General features: G+C 72.5%; 13 protein-coding genes. 7 read left to right on the top strand and 6 right to left on the bottom strand.

The features are described 5' to 3' along the window. The first annotated feature begins 42 nt into the window (after positions 1-42). On the top strand, positions 43-1,581 hold the full coding sequence (locus OV079_RS39030) for a hypothetical protein (RefSeq protein ID WP_267774731.1): 1,539 nt from the start codon (positions 43-45) through the stop codon (positions 1,579-1,581). Between the two features lie 60 nt (positions 1,582-1,641). Here OV079_RS39030 and OV079_RS39025 read toward each other — a convergent pair whose 3' ends face one another. Continuing rightward, positions 1,642-2,970 (bottom strand): ArsB/NhaD family transporter, encoded by a 1,329-nt coding sequence (locus OV079_RS39025; protein WP_420829575.1) that lies wholly within the window; start codon positions 2,968-2,970, stop codon positions 1,642-1,644. A gap of 1,289 nt (positions 2,971-4,259) precedes the next feature. On the opposite strand from OV079_RS39025, the gene OV079_RS39020 reads away from it, so the two are divergent. The 3 genes from OV079_RS39020 (at position 4,260) to OV079_RS39010 (ending at position 8,797) form a co-directional block, all read left to right on the top strand. Continuing rightward, a complete protein-coding gene (locus tag OV079_RS39020; protein WP_267774728.1) occupies positions 4,260-4,883 on the top strand; it encodes an RNA polymerase sigma factor in 624 nt (207 codons plus the stop codon). Continuing rightward, positions 4,880-7,267 (top strand): FecR family protein, encoded by a 2,388-nt coding sequence (locus OV079_RS39015; RefSeq protein WP_267774727.1) that lies wholly within the window; start codon positions 4,880-4,882, stop codon positions 7,265-7,267. Before OV079_RS39020 ends, OV079_RS39015 begins: the two co-directional genes overlap by 4 nt. A gap of 180 nt (positions 7,268-7,447) precedes the next feature. Further along, the gene (locus tag OV079_RS39010; RefSeq protein ID WP_267774726.1) at positions 7,448-8,797 is read left to right on the top strand and encodes a hypothetical protein; all 1,350 of its coding nucleotides are present in this window, start codon (positions 7,448-7,450) and stop codon (positions 8,795-8,797) included. 13 nt (positions 8,798-8,810) lie between these two features. Here OV079_RS39010 and OV079_RS39005 read toward each other — a convergent pair whose 3' ends face one another. After that, the gene (locus tag OV079_RS39005; protein ID WP_267774725.1) at positions 8,811-9,350 is read right to left on the bottom strand and encodes a DUF1697 domain-containing protein; all 540 of its coding nucleotides are present in this window, start codon (positions 9,348-9,350) and stop codon (positions 8,811-8,813) included. 311 nt (positions 9,351-9,661) lie between these two features. Here OV079_RS39005 and OV079_RS56585 point away from each other — a divergent pair, with 311 nt between their 5' ends. After that, entirely contained in the window at positions 9,662-10,624 is a 963-nt protein-coding gene (locus tag OV079_RS56585; RefSeq protein ID WP_267774724.1) for an AEC family transporter, read from the top strand. A 232-nt stretch (positions 10,625-10,856) separates the two neighbouring features. Here the strand turns inward: OV079_RS56585 and OV079_RS38995 are convergent, their stop codons facing one another. Genes OV079_RS38995 through OV079_RS38985 form a run of 3 tightly spaced genes read right to left on the bottom strand, consistent with a single transcriptional unit; the run spans position 10,857 to position 13,184 of the window. Then, positions 10,857-11,993 carry an RNA ligase gene (locus tag OV079_RS38995; RefSeq protein ID WP_267774723.1) on the bottom strand — a complete coding sequence of 379 codons (1,137 nt, stop codon included), beginning with the start codon at positions 11,991-11,993 and terminating at the stop codon, positions 10,857-10,859. 55 nt (positions 11,994-12,048) lie between these two features. Beyond that, a complete protein-coding gene (locus OV079_RS38990) occupies positions 12,049-12,639 on the bottom strand; it encodes a hypothetical protein (RefSeq protein WP_267774722.1) in 591 nt (196 codons plus the stop codon). Further along, entirely contained in the window at positions 12,639-13,184 is a 546-nt protein-coding gene (locus OV079_RS38985) for an RNA polymerase sigma factor (RefSeq protein WP_267774721.1), read from the bottom strand. The genes OV079_RS38990 and OV079_RS38985 overlap by 1 nt, the downstream gene beginning before the upstream one ends. Positions 13,185-14,007: 823 nt before the next feature. Here OV079_RS38985 and OV079_RS38980 point away from each other — a divergent pair. Next, positions 14,008-14,610 (top strand): hypothetical protein, encoded by a 603-nt coding sequence (locus tag OV079_RS38980; protein ID WP_267774720.1) that lies wholly within the window; start codon positions 14,008-14,010, stop codon positions 14,608-14,610. 64 nt (positions 14,611-14,674) lie between these two features. Here the strand turns inward: OV079_RS38980 and OV079_RS38975 are convergent, their stop codons facing one another. After that, a complete protein-coding gene (locus OV079_RS38975; protein ID WP_267774719.1) occupies positions 14,675-15,760 on the bottom strand; it encodes a CE1 family esterase in 1,086 nt (361 codons plus the stop codon). An 84-nt stretch (positions 15,761-15,844) separates the two neighbouring features. On the opposite strand from OV079_RS38975, the gene OV079_RS38970 reads away from it, so the two are divergent. Further along, a complete protein-coding gene (locus OV079_RS38970; RefSeq protein ID WP_267774718.1) occupies positions 15,845-16,675 on the top strand; it encodes a TIGR02452 family protein in 831 nt (276 codons plus the stop codon). Positions 16,676-16,685 lie beyond the last annotated feature (10 nt).

Here is a 16,685-nt window from a genome sequence, read left to right as displayed (position 1 = left end):
CCCTCGATCGGCGGCGCTCGCCCGCCTGGTACCATTCCACGCATGAACTCGCCTGCGCGCTCTTGCTCCTTCGCCCTCGTGCTCGCGCTCGTGAGCGCGTGTCCGGGCGAACCCGCGACCACCAGCGAGGGCGAGACGTCGAGCTCGACCGGCGCGACGACAGCGGGCTCGACCGTGACCGGCGACGGCGCGACCGCGAGCACCGCCGGCGAGCCGACCGCCACCGCCGAGCCGACGACCGCGAGCACCTCGAGCGCGAGCACCGACGCAACCACCAGCGGCGGCCCCGAGGAAGTCGGCCTGTGGATGGTCCCGCTCGCGGCCACCGGCCCCGTGAGCGGGCACAGCGTCGTCGTCACCGACGAGGGTGATATCGTCGTCGCCGGCGTGTTCGGCGGCATCACCCCGCTGGACGGAGAGATCCTCACCAGCGCCGGCGGCCTCGATCTGTTCGTGGCCCGCTGGACCGCCGCGGGCGAGCTCCTGTGGGCCCGGCGCTTCGGCGGCCCCGGCGACGAGCACGAGGCCACGATCACCGCCGGCAGCGACGGTCGCGTCCTGCTCGTCGCCGAGTTCAGCGACGCCCTCGAGCTGCCCGGCCTGCCGCCGCTCGTCTCGCTCGGCCTCAGCGACATCCTCGTGCTGCAGCTCGACGCCGGGGGCGAGCCCGAGTGGGCGCGCAGCTTCGGCGGCCCCGGCCTCGAGCTCGAGCCGCGCGCGGTCCTCGACGACGCCGGCGACATCCTCCTCTCCGCCGCCTTCGAGTCGATCGTCGACCTCGGCGGCGGCCCGCTCGTCGCCGCCGACGCGCACGACCTCCTGCTCGCCAAGCTCGACGCGAGCGGCGTCCACCTGTGGTCGAAGACCTTCGGCAACCTCGCCGACGTCGGCGCCCACGACCTGGCCGTGAGCGAGGACGGCGACGTCGCGGTCGCCGGCTGGTTCGCCAACTCGATCGACCTCGGCGGCGGTCCATTCCTCGATGGCGGCGCCTACCTGGCGGTGTTCGACGGCGACAGCGGCGAGCATCGCTGGTCGAAGCAGTTCGGCAGCGGCAACTCGGCCGGCTGCGGCGTCCGCTTCGCCGCCGACGGCGGCCTGCTCCTGTCGGGGTGGTTTCAGGGCAGCATCGACTTCGGCACCGGACCCTTGCTCGCCACCGACGCGGACGCCGACTACTTCGCCGCCCAGTACGACGAGGGCGGCGAGCTCGCGTGGGCCGGCGTGCACGGCGGCCCCGGCGTCGACTCGGGCTGCGGGGTCGCGGCCGGCCCCGACGGCAGCTGGGTGCTCGGCGGCACCTTCAACCGGCAGATCGAATTCGGCGGCGAGCTCCTGACCAAAAAGACAGCCCCGTGCGCCTTCCTGGCCAGCCTCGACGACGGCGGCGCGCACCGCTGGTCGATGCCCGTGTGCGCCGCCGCGGGCGGCGGGGTCGACCGCGTCGCCACCTATCCCGAAGGACATGTGGTGCTCCTGGCCCACTTCGCCGGCCCCGTCTCGCTGTTCCGCCACTGGTTCGACGCCCCGGAGCCCTACGGCCTCCTCGCCCGCGTGCCCGTCGACCTGCTGGGGCCCTGATCGCGACCGCGGCCGCACCCGATCGGGCGCGGCCGCGTCGCTCGCCGGTGGGCGCCGACTTCAGTCCAGGAACCAGAAGTACAGGTACGCGTGGGCGACCGCGATGCTGCCGAGCATCAGCGGGAACGCCAGCTTGAGGTACGTCAGGAACTTGAACTGCACGCCCTCGCGCTCGGCCAGACCGGCCACGGTCAGGTTGGCGCTCGCGCCGACCAGGGTGCCGTTGCCGCCGAGGCACGCGCCGAGCGACAGGGCCCACCACAGCGGCATCACGCCCTCGGTGCCGCCCATCGCCGGGGTCATGCTCTTGATCAGCGGGATCATGGTGGCGACGAACGGGATGTTGTCGATGATGGCCGACAGCACCGCCGAGGCCCAGAGGATCACCACCGCGGTGACGTTGCGGTCGCCGCCGGTGACGTCGACGAGGCCGTGGGCGAGGTGGTCGAGCAGGCCGGCGTGCTCGACCCCGGCGACGACCATGAACAGGCCGACGAAGAAGAAGATCGTGACCCACTCGACCTCGCCGAAGATGTCCTGCACGCGGTGCGACTGGTCGTGGCCCGGGACCTTGCGGATGTAGAGGAACATCAGCACCGCCGCGCCGAACATCGCCACCGTGCCCGGCTCGAGCCCGGTCTGCCGCGCGGTGACGAAGCCGGCCAGCACCGCGAACAGCACGCCGAGCGAGCTGACCAGCAGGCCAGGGTCCTTGATCGCCTCGGCCGGCTCCAGCGCCATGATCTTGCGCTGCGCCTCCGGGTTGGCCCGCAGCTTCTTGCCCCAAATCGCATGCAGCGCCAGCACCTGCAGCGCGATCAGCACGCCGACCACCGGCGCCAGGTTGCGCACGAAGTCGTTGAACGACAGCGAAGTCGCCGAACCGATGAGGATGTTCGGCGGGTCGCCGATGAGCGTCGCGGTGCCGCCGATGTTGGAGGCGAAGATCTCCGCGAACAGGAACGGGTAGGCCGGCACGTCGAGCTCGCGCGCCACCAGCAGCGTGACCGGCGTGATGAGCAGGACCGTCGTCACGTTGTCGAGCAGCGCCGACAGCACCGCCGTCACCAGCGTGAGCATGATGAGCAGCTTCCACGGCACGCCGCCGGCCTTGCGCGCCGACCAGAACGCGATGAACTGGAAGATGCCGCTCTTCCGCGTGATGTTGACGAGGATCATCATCCCCGTCAAAAGCGCGATGGTGTTGAAGTCGACGCCGTGGATGGCCTGCTCCTGGGTGAGCACGCCGAGGCAGATCATCAAGCCCGCGCCGAGCAGCGCCACCACGGCGCGATTGATCTTCTCCGACATGATCGCGGCGTAGGTGAGGACGAGCAGCGCGGTGGCCAGCCAGAGGGGATCGAGGCCGAAGATCACGTGTTCGGGCATGGTGAAGATGTCTCGTGGGTCATGATGCAAGAGCCAGCTCACGCCGAGCTCTTGCCTGCGCGGCGGGGCTTAGCCCAAGCGAATCGCGCTTGCTATCACCCGAACCGTGAGTCTACGCGGCGCGGTCCGCGAGACGCTGCAATCAATGCACAGCGGACTCGGCTGCCATCGCAAGCCGGTCCAGCGCCGCGTCTGCGACGACCCGCGGGCGCACGAATCGACGCCGCGAATCACCGGCTCGATGCAGTGCGACCGATCGTTCGCAGCACCGAGATTCGATGTCGCTATCACTGCTGTGAGCACGCGCGGTCGTCGAATCGGCAGACGGCGCCTGCTTCGCCTCGTGAGGATCGCGGTCGTCAGGTCAGGTGTCCGCGATGCGACGTCGCCGAGCAACATCACCGGCCGCGGCGGCGCGCTCGCCGACGGCAAAGAAAACTTCATGATCGCCGGCGACCCTGCGAGGACCTGTCCGCGTGACCATCCGCGCGCGTCGACGGGGCGGGAGGAATCCGCTCGAGTACGGCCGACTCGACGCCGGCAAGCCCACGACGTCGAGCTCGGCGAACGACCTCGAGCCGCGACGTCGAGAGTCACCACGACCCGGCTCGTCCCGCTCGCGCCGCCATGAGCCGTGAACCCGTCCGCGCACTCCGTGCTCGTGCCGACCTCCATCGACGCGCGCTGCCTCGGCCGCGACTCTGTCCACGCACGCGTTGCTCGTGCCGACCGAGGTCGTCACGCTCATGGTCCACGCACGCGGTGCTCGTGCCAACCGGGTCGTCACGCGCATGCGGTCCGTCGCCGACCGCGAGCCGCGGCCGTCGCCCTCGCGCCGAGCCGCCCGGCGCACGGCGTGCGAGTGCCGACCCCGGCCATCGCCGTCGTACTGCCTCGGCCGCCCGGCGCACGTCGTGCGGGTGCCGATTCCGGTCGTCGCCGTCGTACTGCCTCGGCCGTGACCGGTCGGCGCCCGTCGTGCGAATGCCGACCCCGGCCGTCGCGCTCTCGCGCGGCTGCCGCGGCTCCCGAGCCCGGCGGCCTCGTCGCCGCTTTCGGCGCTCGCATTCCCGCGACCCCCTGCGGCAGCTGACCCAGCGAACCCCGCTGGGCCCCCTCGGCGAGTCCTGAGCCGACCTGTCACATCCGGCCGAATCCGGCAACGCCCGCCTTCTCCGGCCGGACGCGGCAACCGACCTCGCCCCGTCGCACTCCTCCTGCGCGCCATCGCCGCAGGTCCGAAGTTATTCTGAGCCATCGCAGGCGGCTCGTGCGACCCCTGGACCTGGATGCCCCTGCGAGTCGTCCGCAGCGATCACGAACCCGAGCGGCCGGGAGCGGCCGACGCCGCGGCGTCGCTGCTCGAGCTCGCGCATGCCGGTGACCCGCGCACGGGAGCCGCCCTGTTCGACCTCGTGGGGGCCCAGGTCAACCGGCTCGTGTGGCGCGTGCTCGGGGCCGACGAGGACCACGACGACCTCGTGCAGCAGGTCTTCGTCGCCCTCCTCGCCGGCCTGAGGCGCGTGCGCGACCCGGCGGCCCTGCGCGGCTGGGTCGCCGCGGTCACCGTCAACACGGTGCGCAGCGAGATTCGCCGCCGACGCGTGCGGCGATTGTTCGGCTTGCAGACCGCCGCCGCCGAGCAGGTCCACACCCTGACCGCCTCGCACGAGGCGCGCGAGCTGCTCGAGCGGACCTACGGCGTGCTCGCCCGCCTCCCCGCCGACGAGCGGATCGCCTTCGCCCTCCGCTTCATCGACGAGCAGCCGCTCGGCGACGTCGCCGCCGCCTGTGACTGCTCGCTCGCCACCGTCAAGCGCCGCCTGTCCGCCGCTCAGGCCCGCTTCCGCCGGCTCGCCGAGCGCGACCCGATGCTCGCCGAGCACCTGCGCGAACTCGAGGTGAAGCGATGACCGACCCCGTACAGCGCCTCGCCCGCGAGGTCGCCCGCAACCTCGGCGACGGCCCCGGCGCGGTCCGCCGCGAGCGTCAGCGGGCCGCGGTCGCCCGCCTCACCCGCGCGCCCCGGCCCCGCGCCTCCGCCACGTGGTGGCTCGTGCCGCTGGCCGCGGCTGTCCTTTTGGCCATGTTCCTCGCCCGCCCCGCGGCCGTGAGCGCGCCGCTCACCGTCACCGTCGCCCAGCAGGCGGTCATGGTCGGCGCCTGGCTGGCGGCCCCCGAGCGCGAGGCCCTGGTCCTCGACTTCCCCGACGACAGCCGCGCCGAGCTGGCCGCCCGGGCCGGCGCGCGGCTCACCCGCGCCGAACCCACGCGTGTCGAGCTCGCCCTCGAGCGCGGCGCTCTCACGCTTCACGTCACGCCCGTCCCCGGCCGCGCCTGGGCCGTCACCGCCGGCCCCTTCACCGTCGCGCTCACCGACGCCGACGTCACTGCCACGTGGAGCGCCGAGACCGGCGTCCTGCGCGTCGAGGTCCACCGCGGCAGCGTCGATGTCACCGACGCCGCCGGCACCACGCACCTCCGTGAAGGCCAGCGCCTCGAGCTGCGCGCCCCGGCAGCCGCGAGCGACGTCCTCGCCCGCCGCGAATCACTCCCTCCCGACGCCGACCCCTCTCCTGCCCCGATTCCCGTCGCCGCCGAGCCCGCCGCGAATCCCTCCGCGCCGACCCGGCCTCCATCACTCCCCCGCCCCAGCGCCCCGCTCTCCGGTGCCGCTGCGCCCTCGCGCTCCACCCCCGCCGAATCACCGACATGGCTCGCCCTCGCCGAGTCCGGTGATTGCACCGCCGCGCTCGCCGGCGCTGCGCGCCTCGGCCTCTCGCAGCTGCACCGCACCCTCGCCGCCGGCGACCTCGACCTCCTGGCCCACTGCGCCCGCGTCACCGGCGACGCCGCCCGCGCGCGCGAGGCCCTGCTCGCCCTGCGCCGGCGCTTCCCGTCCGACCCGCGCGCCCGCACGGCTGCCTTCTTGCTCGGCCGGATCGTCGTCGACCTCGACCACGACCCCACCCGCGCCGCCGACTGGTTTAAAGTACCTGGCCGAAGCGCCAGACGGTGCATTGGCCGCCGACGCGCGTCGCCGCCTCGAGGAGCTCGACGCGCACCGCTAGCAGATCCGACCTCGGTCGGACGTCCTGCCTCGCGCTCGCACCGCCTCCCTCGCCCCGCCGGGGCCGATCTGCCGAATCCCGCGATCCAAGCCCCGCTGCTCGCAGAATCACCGCGCTGGTCGTCGCGTTTTTCCCAAAGGCATGAGCCGTCGCCTCCCGCGACTCCACGCGCATGCCGACATTCCATCGCTCATCACCGCCTGCTCCCTCCCCTGACGCCGCAGCGGACCCTTCCGTCCCGCCCTGGGCGAGCGAATTCTCCTGAGCCATCCGCCCGGCCTCGCGCGACCTATCCTCGCATGCGCCGGGCGCTCCTCCTCGCCATCCTCCACACCGGTTGCGGGCCGGGATTTCTCGACCCGATCCTCACCACCGGCATCGACCCGTCGAGCCCCGGCGAAGCCACCACATTCGCGACCGACGGTCTGCCGGAGACCCCCTCCGGCGCCTCGATCTCCTCGGCCTCCGGCTCTTCGCCGGGCCCCGATCTCACGACCCTCAGCTCCGGCGTCCCCGACGACTGCACCTTCGTCTGCACCGCCACCACCGACGACGGCAGCTTCATCGTCCCGCCCGATCCGCCCGCCGCGTGCGACGTGTGGGCCCAGGACTGCCCCCCGGGCGAGAAGTGCACCGCTGCTGGCCCCCCGCCGCTCGAAGCCGACAGCATCGTCTGCGCGCCGATCGTCTCCGACCCCGATCAGCTCGGCGAGCCGTGCCAGATGCTCGCCGAGGGGTACCTCGGGCCCGACACGTGTGACCTCGGCCTCTACTGCCACGACATCGATCCCTTCAGTCACAAGGGCACCTGCATCCCGCTCTGCACCGGCGACTTCGCCGCCCCGTCCTGTCCCATCGGCCAGGCGTGCCTGAAGCACGACCTCCCGCTGTGCCTCCCCGCATGCGACCCGCTGCTCGATCTCTGCCCGGCCGGCGACACCTGCCTCTGGCTCGGCCACGAGTTCGGCTGCTGGCCCGCCGGTGAACAGCCGAAGAAGGGATTGTTCGAGGTGTGCGAGTACGCCGACCCGTGCGAGGACGGCCAGATCTGCACCAACACCATGACCGCCGCCGAGTGCGACCAGGACGGCGTCGCCTGCTGCATCCCTTTCTGCGACCTCGACGCCCCCGCCTGCCCGGGTTTCGGGCGAGCGTGCGAGACCTTCTACCCGGACACCCCGCCCCCGCCCGGGCTCGAGCACCTCGGGGTGTGCACCCTCCCGTGACCTCGCGCGGACTCTTCACTTCATTTTGAACGAACTCCTGGACATGCCCTTCAAGACATGTCCATTCAGCCACGTTCGTGAGCCGCGGGCTCGTCGTGTCGTCGCGCCGCGAACGGGTCCGATACAGCTCCGCGGGATGCGGTCGCCGATCGCCGGGGCATCGGGCATCCTTGTCGCGCGATGGCTCGCCGCGCCGCATGTCTGCTCGCCGCCACGGTCTGGCTCACCGGCAGCGGCCCTGCCCACGCCGCCACCGTCGTCCTCGTCCACGCCCCCGACGCGCGCTGGCGCCTGGCCGAGCTGCGCGTCCGCGACGAGCTGCGCGCGCTCGGCATGACCGTCACCGACGCTGCCGCGCGCGGACGCGACGACGGTGCGATGGCGACCTTGCTCGCCGAGCACGCCGCCGCCGCCGCCGTGCAGCTGTCCCGCGACGACGAGCGCGCCGCCATCACGCTGTGGTTCGTCGATCCTGCCGCGACCGCGCCCCGCCGCCTCGAGTTTGCGATCGGCGACGGCCGCCAACCCGGCCTCGTCGCCCTCCGCGCCGCCGAGCTGATCCACACCGAGACCCGCGACCGTGCCGAGCCCCTCGCCGCCGCCTCGACGCCCGCCGCCCCGCTGGTCCCGCTGGCCCCGTGGGCCGCCCCCGCGCCACCCGACGCCCCGCGCTCCCCGAGCGTACCGCCGTCGACCTCGGCCGCCGCGAACCCCACTTCGACCTCGACAAACCCAATCACCACGACCTCGGACGCTGCGACCACCACTGCGACCTCGATCGCTGCAACCACCCCTTCGACCTCGACCCATCCCACCACCGCCACCTCGGCCGCTCCGACCTCCCCTGCTCCCCTCTCGAACGCCGCGAATCCCACCGCCGCGACCTCGGCCTCGAACTCAGTCCCGGCACCCCCTCCGCTCACACCGCTCCCCCGCCCGTCACCCGCGCTGCCCGAGTTCGCCGACGACCTCCCGCCGCCCATCACCCCTGCTGCTCCCGAGAAGCGCCACGGCTTGCTCGTCGCCGCCAACGTCGGCGGCGGCCCGGGCGGCGCCGGTGTGCTCACGGGTCTCGAGCTCACGGGCTGGCGCGAGCTCGGACCTCGCCTCGACTTCGCCGGCGGCCTCACCGGCTTGGTGACGCCCGGTTGGCAAACGGATCTCCGCGGATCGATCTTGCTCGGCCTCGTCGGCGGGCGCGCGCAGCTCGGCCTGCGCTGGCAGCCCGGCTCGCGCACCACGCTGCGCCTCGGCCTCGGCGGCGGTCTCGCGCTCGGCTGGGCCCTCGGTCGCGCCATCAGTCCGTACCGCAGCGCCAGCGACTTTCAGCCGATCGGCATGCTCTCCGCGACGTTCACCCTCGCCGTGCGACTCGGCCCGCGACTGTCCGCGCACTGCGGCGCCGGCATCGACGTCCTCCTGCCCCCGCTCAGCATCCGCAGCGGCGGCGTCGAGGCCTTCGCCATCGGTCGACCGCTGCTGCGCGGCCTGCTCGGCCTGGCCTGGGACTGGCCGCTCGCCCGTCGTTGAGTCCGTCTTGCTTTTAGATCTTGGCCATCGCGGCCAGCTGCAGCACAGTCCGCCAGTTACGGCCCGTCAGCGGCGATCCGACCAGGCGGTCGACCAGCGCCGGCGACCACTTGGTGCCCCCGATCCCGTTGGGATAGTGGAACCACAGCACCTCGCCGGCGGCCACCACTCGCTCGCCCGCCGTCGCGCGCTCGAGCAGCTTCGCCACCGCGTCGGTCCGCGGCGGCCGCTTCGGCACCCCCAGCAGCACATGATTGGCCTCCGCCTGGGCCTCTGCCCACAGCGGATTGCCCGCCACGATCTGCCCCCACTGGGCCGCCGTGCGCACCATGACCTCGACCTGCAGCCCGAACACCCGCGTGATGCCCTGCTCGAGCACCGCCTCGTGGTCCTCTGCCGCGCCGTCCGCCGAGAACACGACGTTGCCGCTCTGGATGTACGTCTGCACCCCGGCGAAGCCGAGCTCGCCGCACAGGGTTCGCAGCTCGGCCATCGGCAGCTTGCGCGTGCTGCCGACGTTGATGCCGCGGAGGAGCGCGATGAACGTGGTCATGCTCGATGGTGCGCGCATCGGCCCGGTGCTGACAAGCCCGAAGCAGCCGCGCGGTGCACATGGCCCATCGACCATGTGCTCGCCGCGTGTTCGCCGGCTCTTCCGGCGGCAACCTTCGTCTCACAGCATTCTCTCGCTCGTAGCGACGGCCCCGATTCCCGCCGAAGCACCGCCGCTCGGAAGCCCCCGCGGCGCGCGACCGCCGAGAGAAGACCTCGTCCGCGACCACCGCAGCCAGCCGCCCCGCGCGGTCACCTGTCCTTCTCGCCTCCGCGGCAAGCGCCGGCGATTGCGAGTAAAACACTCGCGCAGTGCCGACCGGCGACATCCTCCCGCTCCTGATCGCCCTCTTCGGGCTCGTCGCCGTCGGCCAGCTGTTGCGGCTCACCGGCGCAGTCCCGACCAGCGCGCCCGACGTGCTCGCGCGCCTCATCTTGACGGTCACCATGCCGGCGCTGATCGTCGTCATCCTCGCCGACGCGCGCTTCGAGCCCGCGCTCGTCCCGGCCGTGCTCGCCTGCACCGTCGCCCTGCTCGGCGCCTGTGCGCTCGGCGTCCTGCTCATGCGGTCGCGCGGCGCCTCGCGGCCGGCCCAGGGAGCGGCCGGCGTCACCGCGGCCTTCGCCAACACCGCCTTCCTCGGCGTCCCCTTCGTCCTCGCCGTGTTCCCTGGTTCGCGCGGGGCCGCCACCGCCGCGGTGATCATCGACACCGTCGACACCACCATCCTCCTGCTCACCTTCGGCGTCGCCTTCGCCGGCGCCATGGCGCGGCCGCGGGCTCCCGTCCGCAGCCCGCTCGGCCCGCGGCTCCTCCGCGCCGGCGGCTCCTTGCTGCGTCAGCCGATGATCGTCGCGGTGCTCGTCGGCCTCGCGCTCGCGGTCAGCGGCCTCGCCATCCCGGCCGCGCTCGCGCGCCCGCTCGCCCAGGTCGGCCAGACCACCGCCGTCCTCGCCTTCCTCACCATCGGCCTCGGCCTCGACCTCCGCTCGCTGCGCGGCCAGACCGTCCCGCTCGCCGGCATCGCCGCCATCAAGCTGCTCGTCGCCCCGGCGATCGCCTGCCTCGTCCTGCTCCTCCTCGACGTCCGCGGCGACGTCGCCCGCACCGCCGTCCTGCAGGCCGCCATGCCCACCGCGGTGGTCTCGGCGATCATCGCCACCAACGCCGGCTGCGACGCCCAGCTCGCCGCCGCCGCCTCCGTCGTCACCACCCTGCTGTCGCTCGCCACCCTCCCGCTCGTCCTCGCCTGCCTGCAAGCGATCGGTCTTTAGCTGCGCCTTCGGACATGCCCCAAAGAGCATGCCCGATCGAACATTTTTTCCAAGACATGTCCCAGGGGACAGCGGCCTCTCCGCCGCGCTGCGAGCCGCTCGCCTCCGCTCCACATCGACGGCCATCGGCTCGCCGCCAGCTCCTCCAGGACCCTCGAGCGTGGTCCGTGCCATGTGCGTGGCCGCGAAAGCGCGCCCGGCCGCGCCCCCGACACGTCTTTCTTTTAGAAGATCACGCGTCGTCGACCGGTCCGCGCGCGCGGCTCGAGCGGCACCCCGAGCTCGCGGCTGAGCTCGCCGAGGTGCAGCAACTTCTCCAAGTTTTGCAGCGACATCTCGCCGAACACCGCCGCGATCGACGGCGCCTTGCCTTGCGGACCGCGAACAGGATCGAGCTGTAGGGCAGGTCGCGGACCGACTGGCCGAACGTGCGGTCGTCGGCGATCTCCTTGCCGCGGGCCAGCGCCGCCTCGGCCTCCGCGCGGAGGGCGAAGAAGCGCTCGCGGACCGCCTGCCAGGCCGGGCGGGCCTCCGGGAAGTACGCCAGGAATTCGTCGCTCTCGTTGGTGCGGACCACCTCGAGCAGGTGGCGGAGGTTGGTCGCCCCGCGCATGTGGTGCAGCGCCACGAACGCCGGCGACTTGATCTTCACCCGGTTGAAGCGCGCGTCGCGGGCCACCAGCCCCTCGTGGCGGGCCGGGTCGAGGTCGCGGGCGATCTGCAGCGCCTGCTTGAGATCGGAGACCGCGTGGGTCGGCACCAGCTCCCACCCGTACGCGCGCGCGAACGGGTCCGGCTCGGCCTCCTGCATCGTCGTCAGGTCGCGCGCCCCGTGCAGCAGCAGGCGCGGCGCGGCGTGGCGGATCAGCACCGGATCGCTCGGCAGGCACAGCTCGAACATGAAGCAGTGGTCGGTGCGGTCGGGCAGCGCGTAGCCGCCGGCGCGGAACACCTCCCAGAACGCCTCGGCCACGCTCCGCTTGGCGTTGCGCAGCTGCCCCTGCGCGTCGGGCAGCGACGCGCTCGCCACGTGCCACGCCCCGCGGTACGAGTACAGCGTCGCCAGCGTCCCGTCGATCTTCTCGAATACGCGCGCGGTGCTCCAGTCGATCGGCGCCGCGTGGCCCTCGTGGGCGTTGAAGAACTTGTCGTACGGGTACGCCACCGGGCGGAAGCCGTCGGCCTCGTCGACCACCAGGCCGCGGCACTGGCGGGCCACCGGATCGCCCATCGGCGTCTCGATCATGTCGTATTTGAGGAGGACCAGCTGCGGGTGCTCGCGGTGCCGGCGGGTCTGCAGCGCCAGGCGCCGCACCAGCCCGTCGAGCCCCTCGCTGCGGAGCGCGCGGACGACGTCGATATCGGACATAAGGCCGCGCAAGTTGCCAGAGGGTCCGGCGATTCGCAAGACCCCCTGCAGCGAACTATGCACAATCGCCGTCTGGGCCGCGGACGCTCGCCATCAGCGTCAGCACCTGCAGCTCGAGCTGGAGCACCTGCTCGCGTCCGCGCAGCTCGGCCTGCTCGATCGCGTGCATCAGCATCACCACCGCGGCCGTCACCAGCAGCGCCAGCGACACCACCAGCATCGCCAGCGCGCCCTGGCCCGGCGACGCAGCGGCCAGCGCCGCGGTCATCAACACCGTGGTCAGCGTGAAGCCGAAGGCCATCCGCGCCGCCGCCCCGCGATCGCGGCGGCGATGCACCGCCCCGCGCCGCAGCACCCCCGCGGCCCACAGCGACCAGCTCGCCCCGAACGCCGCGAGCAGCGTCAGCGCGGCCCGGGTCAGCGGCGGCAGCGTATCCGGCTCGGTCAGCGCCAGCGCGGTGCACACGCCCGCGCCCGCCAGCCCGGCCGCCGCCACCGCCCCGTGCAGCAGCCGCTGCGGCGGCGTCAGCGGGCGCACCAGCATCGCCTCCATCTGCCGCCGATGCCGCTCGCGCAGCCCCGCCGTCGTGTGCGCCTGCTCGAGCTCGAGCAGCGCGTCAGAGAACCTGTCCGAACGGTCAGCCATCACCCTTCTCCTTCCAGCACGGCCCGCAGGGCCTGTCTCGCCTTGAACAGCCGGGACTTCACGGTGCCCGGCGGGATCGTCAGGACCTCGGCGATCTCGGCGATCGAGAGGTCGTTCAAAAAGCACAGCGTGAGCACCTCGCGGTCGACCGGCGGCAGGCGGGCCAGCCCGGCGTAGACCTGCTCCGCGTCGGCCCAGCGGCCCAGCGGGTCGTCCTCGTCGATCGGCTCCGCCGCCTCGGGCCCGGCCCGCTCGCGTTCGGCGTAGCGCCCGCGCAGGTGGGTCATCAGCGTGTTGCGGGCGATCGTGTACAGCCACTGCGGCAGGCACTGCGGCTCGCGCAGCCGATCGATCCGCGACAGCACCGCCACCCACACCTCCTGCATCACCGGCCACGCCTCCTCCTCGTCGACGAGCATCCGTCGGACGTAGAAGAACAGCCGCGGCTCCCACGCGCGCACCAGCTCGGCCAGCGCGGCGGGCTCCCCTCGCCGGCAGCGGAGCGCCAGCAGTTCGTGACGGATGCGTTCGGTCTCGCGGTTCATCGTGTCTCACTGCGGACAGTCGGGGACCGTGCCCCTCCGGTTCACGCCCAGCGAAAATTCTCAGGTCCGCTCGTCCTGGCGTCGGGGCTCGCCCCAGGACCTTCATGTCATGCCTCGCCCTCGCTGCGAAGGATGGGACCCTCCCGCCGGCGACACCTCCGCGGCACGGCACGGCGCGGGTGCAGACCCGGAGCCGCGCCGACGACCTCGCGGACGCCCATGACGACCCGCCGTCGGCCGTCGTGCGACCGGAGAACCTGTCCATGAAGACATATATACATATCACGACGGCGCGCCGGTCGCCGCGCGGCGGGTGCGATGAATGTCGCACAGGCGGGCACTCGCGGCCGGCCGCGGCCTCGTGTGGGCGACGGCTCATATGTAAAGACCGACGATTGACACGAGGCCTCGATCGGCCCGGGCGTGCGCGGCGGGCTCCGGGGCCGCCGCGGGCGCGCCGCTTGTCCAATGAATCCGGCCAGTTCGCCGGGGAGGGTCGCCGGCGGCCCGGACGCGGGCTGCGGCGCGCAGTCCGATCGGGGCGGCGCGGCGGGCGTTTCACATGATGGACTATGTATATTGTGTAGCGCGTTACATCCCGCAGGACCGAGAGCGGCAATTCGTCGCCGCGCGGCCTCGTCCGGCGACCGGCCGGCACACGCGATATCACCGGTCTATTCGCCGCTCCGGACCGCGGCGAGGGGCCCGCTCGGCCGTTCCTGGCCACAATCGCGATTGCTCGGCCGCGCGACGCAATCATCCTTCGAGTCGGGAGCGGCGGCGGGAGTTCACTCGCCGTCATCCGGAAGAAAGGATTGCTACCATGTCTCGCAACATTCTCATGTTGGCCCCTGCGCTCGCGTTCGCACTGCCGTTCGTCACCTCCCAGCCGACGATGGCGCGTCCCCTCGCCCTTCAGGCCCAGGAGACTCTGTGGGACGACCGCCACGGCGACAGCGACGACGACGACGACGACGACCACGGCGGCGACGACCAGATCGCGATCATGGTCTGCTTCCAGGCGCAGCTCGTGCTCAACGAGGACAACCGCTCCTACTCGTGCGACCTCGTCGAAGGTCCGCAGTGCCTGGCGAGCTGCTCCGCCGAGGCGGTCGCCCCGCTGTGCCAGAGCGAGATCGCCAACCGCGCCCGCGCCGGCGACTTCGACACCTGCGTGGAGGAGCGCCTGGCCACCTGCCGCAGTCAGTGTGACACCGGCGGCGCCGCCTTCTGCCACGCCGACGACGACCTCAAGGCCCGCGGCGGCGGCGACCACGACGACGACGACAACGACAAGCACGAGAACGACGACGACGACGACGACGACAACATCGACGGGAACATCGAGGTCCACGAGGAGGACGGCCTGATCTTCATCGACGTGGAGATCTGCCTCGACCTCGTGATCGACCCCGACCGCCTCTGATCCGCGCAGCGCCCACCCCACGGCCGCGATCGGCGCTTCGCCGGTCGCGGCCGCTTTCGCGGCGTCACAGGCCCTGCACGAACTCCCAGATCTGCTGGCCCCCGAACAGCGGCCACCCGTGGGTGGTGCCGTCGTAACCGCCCTCGCTGTGCTCGCACCACACGACCGGCTGGCCGGCGTCGCATCCCTCGTAAGTCGCGCAGGCGTGGCTCTCCGGCTCGGCCTCGACCGCCGCGTGGACCTCGGCGATCGGCGGCGTCGTCGCGGCGTCGCAGCCGTTGCGCTCGCGCCAGAAGTCGCGCGCCTCCTCGCCGTTGGCGAACGGCACGTGGACATCGGCGATCCCGTGGATCACCAGCGCGGCGACCCGATCGACGCAATCGTCCTTCTCCGGCAGATAGCCGGCCACCGGCGCGATCGCCAGCAGCCGGTCGCCGAACCGACAGCCGAGGATGTTGACGAAGTGCGCGCCCGAGCTGGTGCCGGCCGCGAACACCCGCGCCTCGTCGACGCAGTACTCGCTGGTCAGCCGGTCCAGCACCGCGGCGAAGAACTCGGCGTTGATCTCGCGCTCCCCGTCGCCCTCCCAGCCGGTCCCGCCGAGCGACGTCATGTACACGAGGATCGCGTGATCGCCCATCGCCGCCTGGAACCCGGCGCAGTCGCCGTCCTGACAATTGGGCCCGGTGCGATTGCGGCCGTGGAATCCGAAGCCCAGCGGATAGGGGGTGTTCGGGTCGTAGTCGGGCGGCAGCGACACGATGTACTGCCCTGATTGATCCTGCACCTCGATCGTCAGCGGCCCGCTCGCAGGATTCATCACACCACAGCCCGCGCTGCCCGCCGCGCCCGTCGTGCCGTCCGTGGTGGTGGTCCCGTCGGTCGTCGCCGGCGCCTCGGTCGTCGGCTCCCCCGTCGTCGGCGCCGCCGTCGTGCCCGTGCTCGTGCTCGTCGAGGCTTCGGCGGTCGTTCCGCTCGTGGTGGTCGCGTCGCTCGCCGCCTCGGTGGTGGTCGCCGGCGGCTCCGTCGTCCCCGTCGTGGTCGTCGCGGCCGTGGTGTCGGTGCTGCCGTCGCCGCCGCCCGAGCAGCCGCCGATCGACCCGGCCGCCAGCCACGCCGCCCACGAGAATTCGCGCAATCCGCGGATCATGCGTCACGCTACCAAATCCGGCGAATCATCGGTGCGCGTTCCCGATCCATGGACGCCGAGCGGTGAATCGACGATCCTCACCGTATGCGCGATCCTCGTGAGATCTCACGGTCCGACGCCGCGGCCATGGGGGCGGAAGCCCTGAAGGCCTGTCGCGCCGGCAGCTACACCGCGCCGTCGGGCCGCGTCGTCGCGCTGGGCGACGCGATCGCGCGGGCGATCGCCGACACCGCCGATATTCCGCCCGCGCTCGCCCTCGACCTCGCGCCCCGCGGTCGCCGGTCGACCCGCATCGAGGTCGTCAATGACAGCACCCTGGTCGCGGCGCGCCGCATGCACGACGACGGCCTCGACGTCGTCGCCCTCAACTTCGCCTCCGCGCGCCGGCCGGGCGGCGGTTTCTTGTCCGGTGCGCGAGCCCAGGAGGAGTCGCTGTGCCGCGCTTCGGCGCTGTACGTGTGTCTCGAAGGCCGGGCGATGTACGGCGAGCAAGGCGGCTGGCACGACGCGATGCACGGCGACGCGATGATCTACTCGCCGGCCGTCCCGGTGTTCCGCGGCGACGACGGCCCGCTGCTCGAGCAGCCGTGGCAGTGCGGCTTCATCACCGCCGCCGCGCCGAACCGCAACGCCCTGCGCAGCCGCGCGCCCGCGCGAGAGGCCGAGCTGCCGCAAGTGTTCGCCGAGCGGATCGCCCGCGTCCTGGCCCTCGCCGCCCGCCACGGCCACGACGGCGTCGTGCTCGGCGCCTGGGGCTGCGGCGCCTTCGGCTGCGACCCCGAGCTCGTGGCCGACCAGTTTTACGCCGCACTCACCGGCCCGTTCCGGGGCGCCTTCGAGCGCGTGGTGTTCGCCGTCCTCGACACCAGCCTCGAGCAGCGCACCATGGGCCCGTTCGCCCGCCGCTTCGCATGACCCTCAGAAC

This window comes from Nannocystis pusilla (genome assembly GCF_026626665.1).
Lineage (GTDB): Bacteria > Myxococcota_A > Polyangia > Nannocystales > Nannocystaceae > Nannocystis > Nannocystis pusilla.
This window is presented reverse-complemented; position numbering and strand designations above follow the sequence as displayed.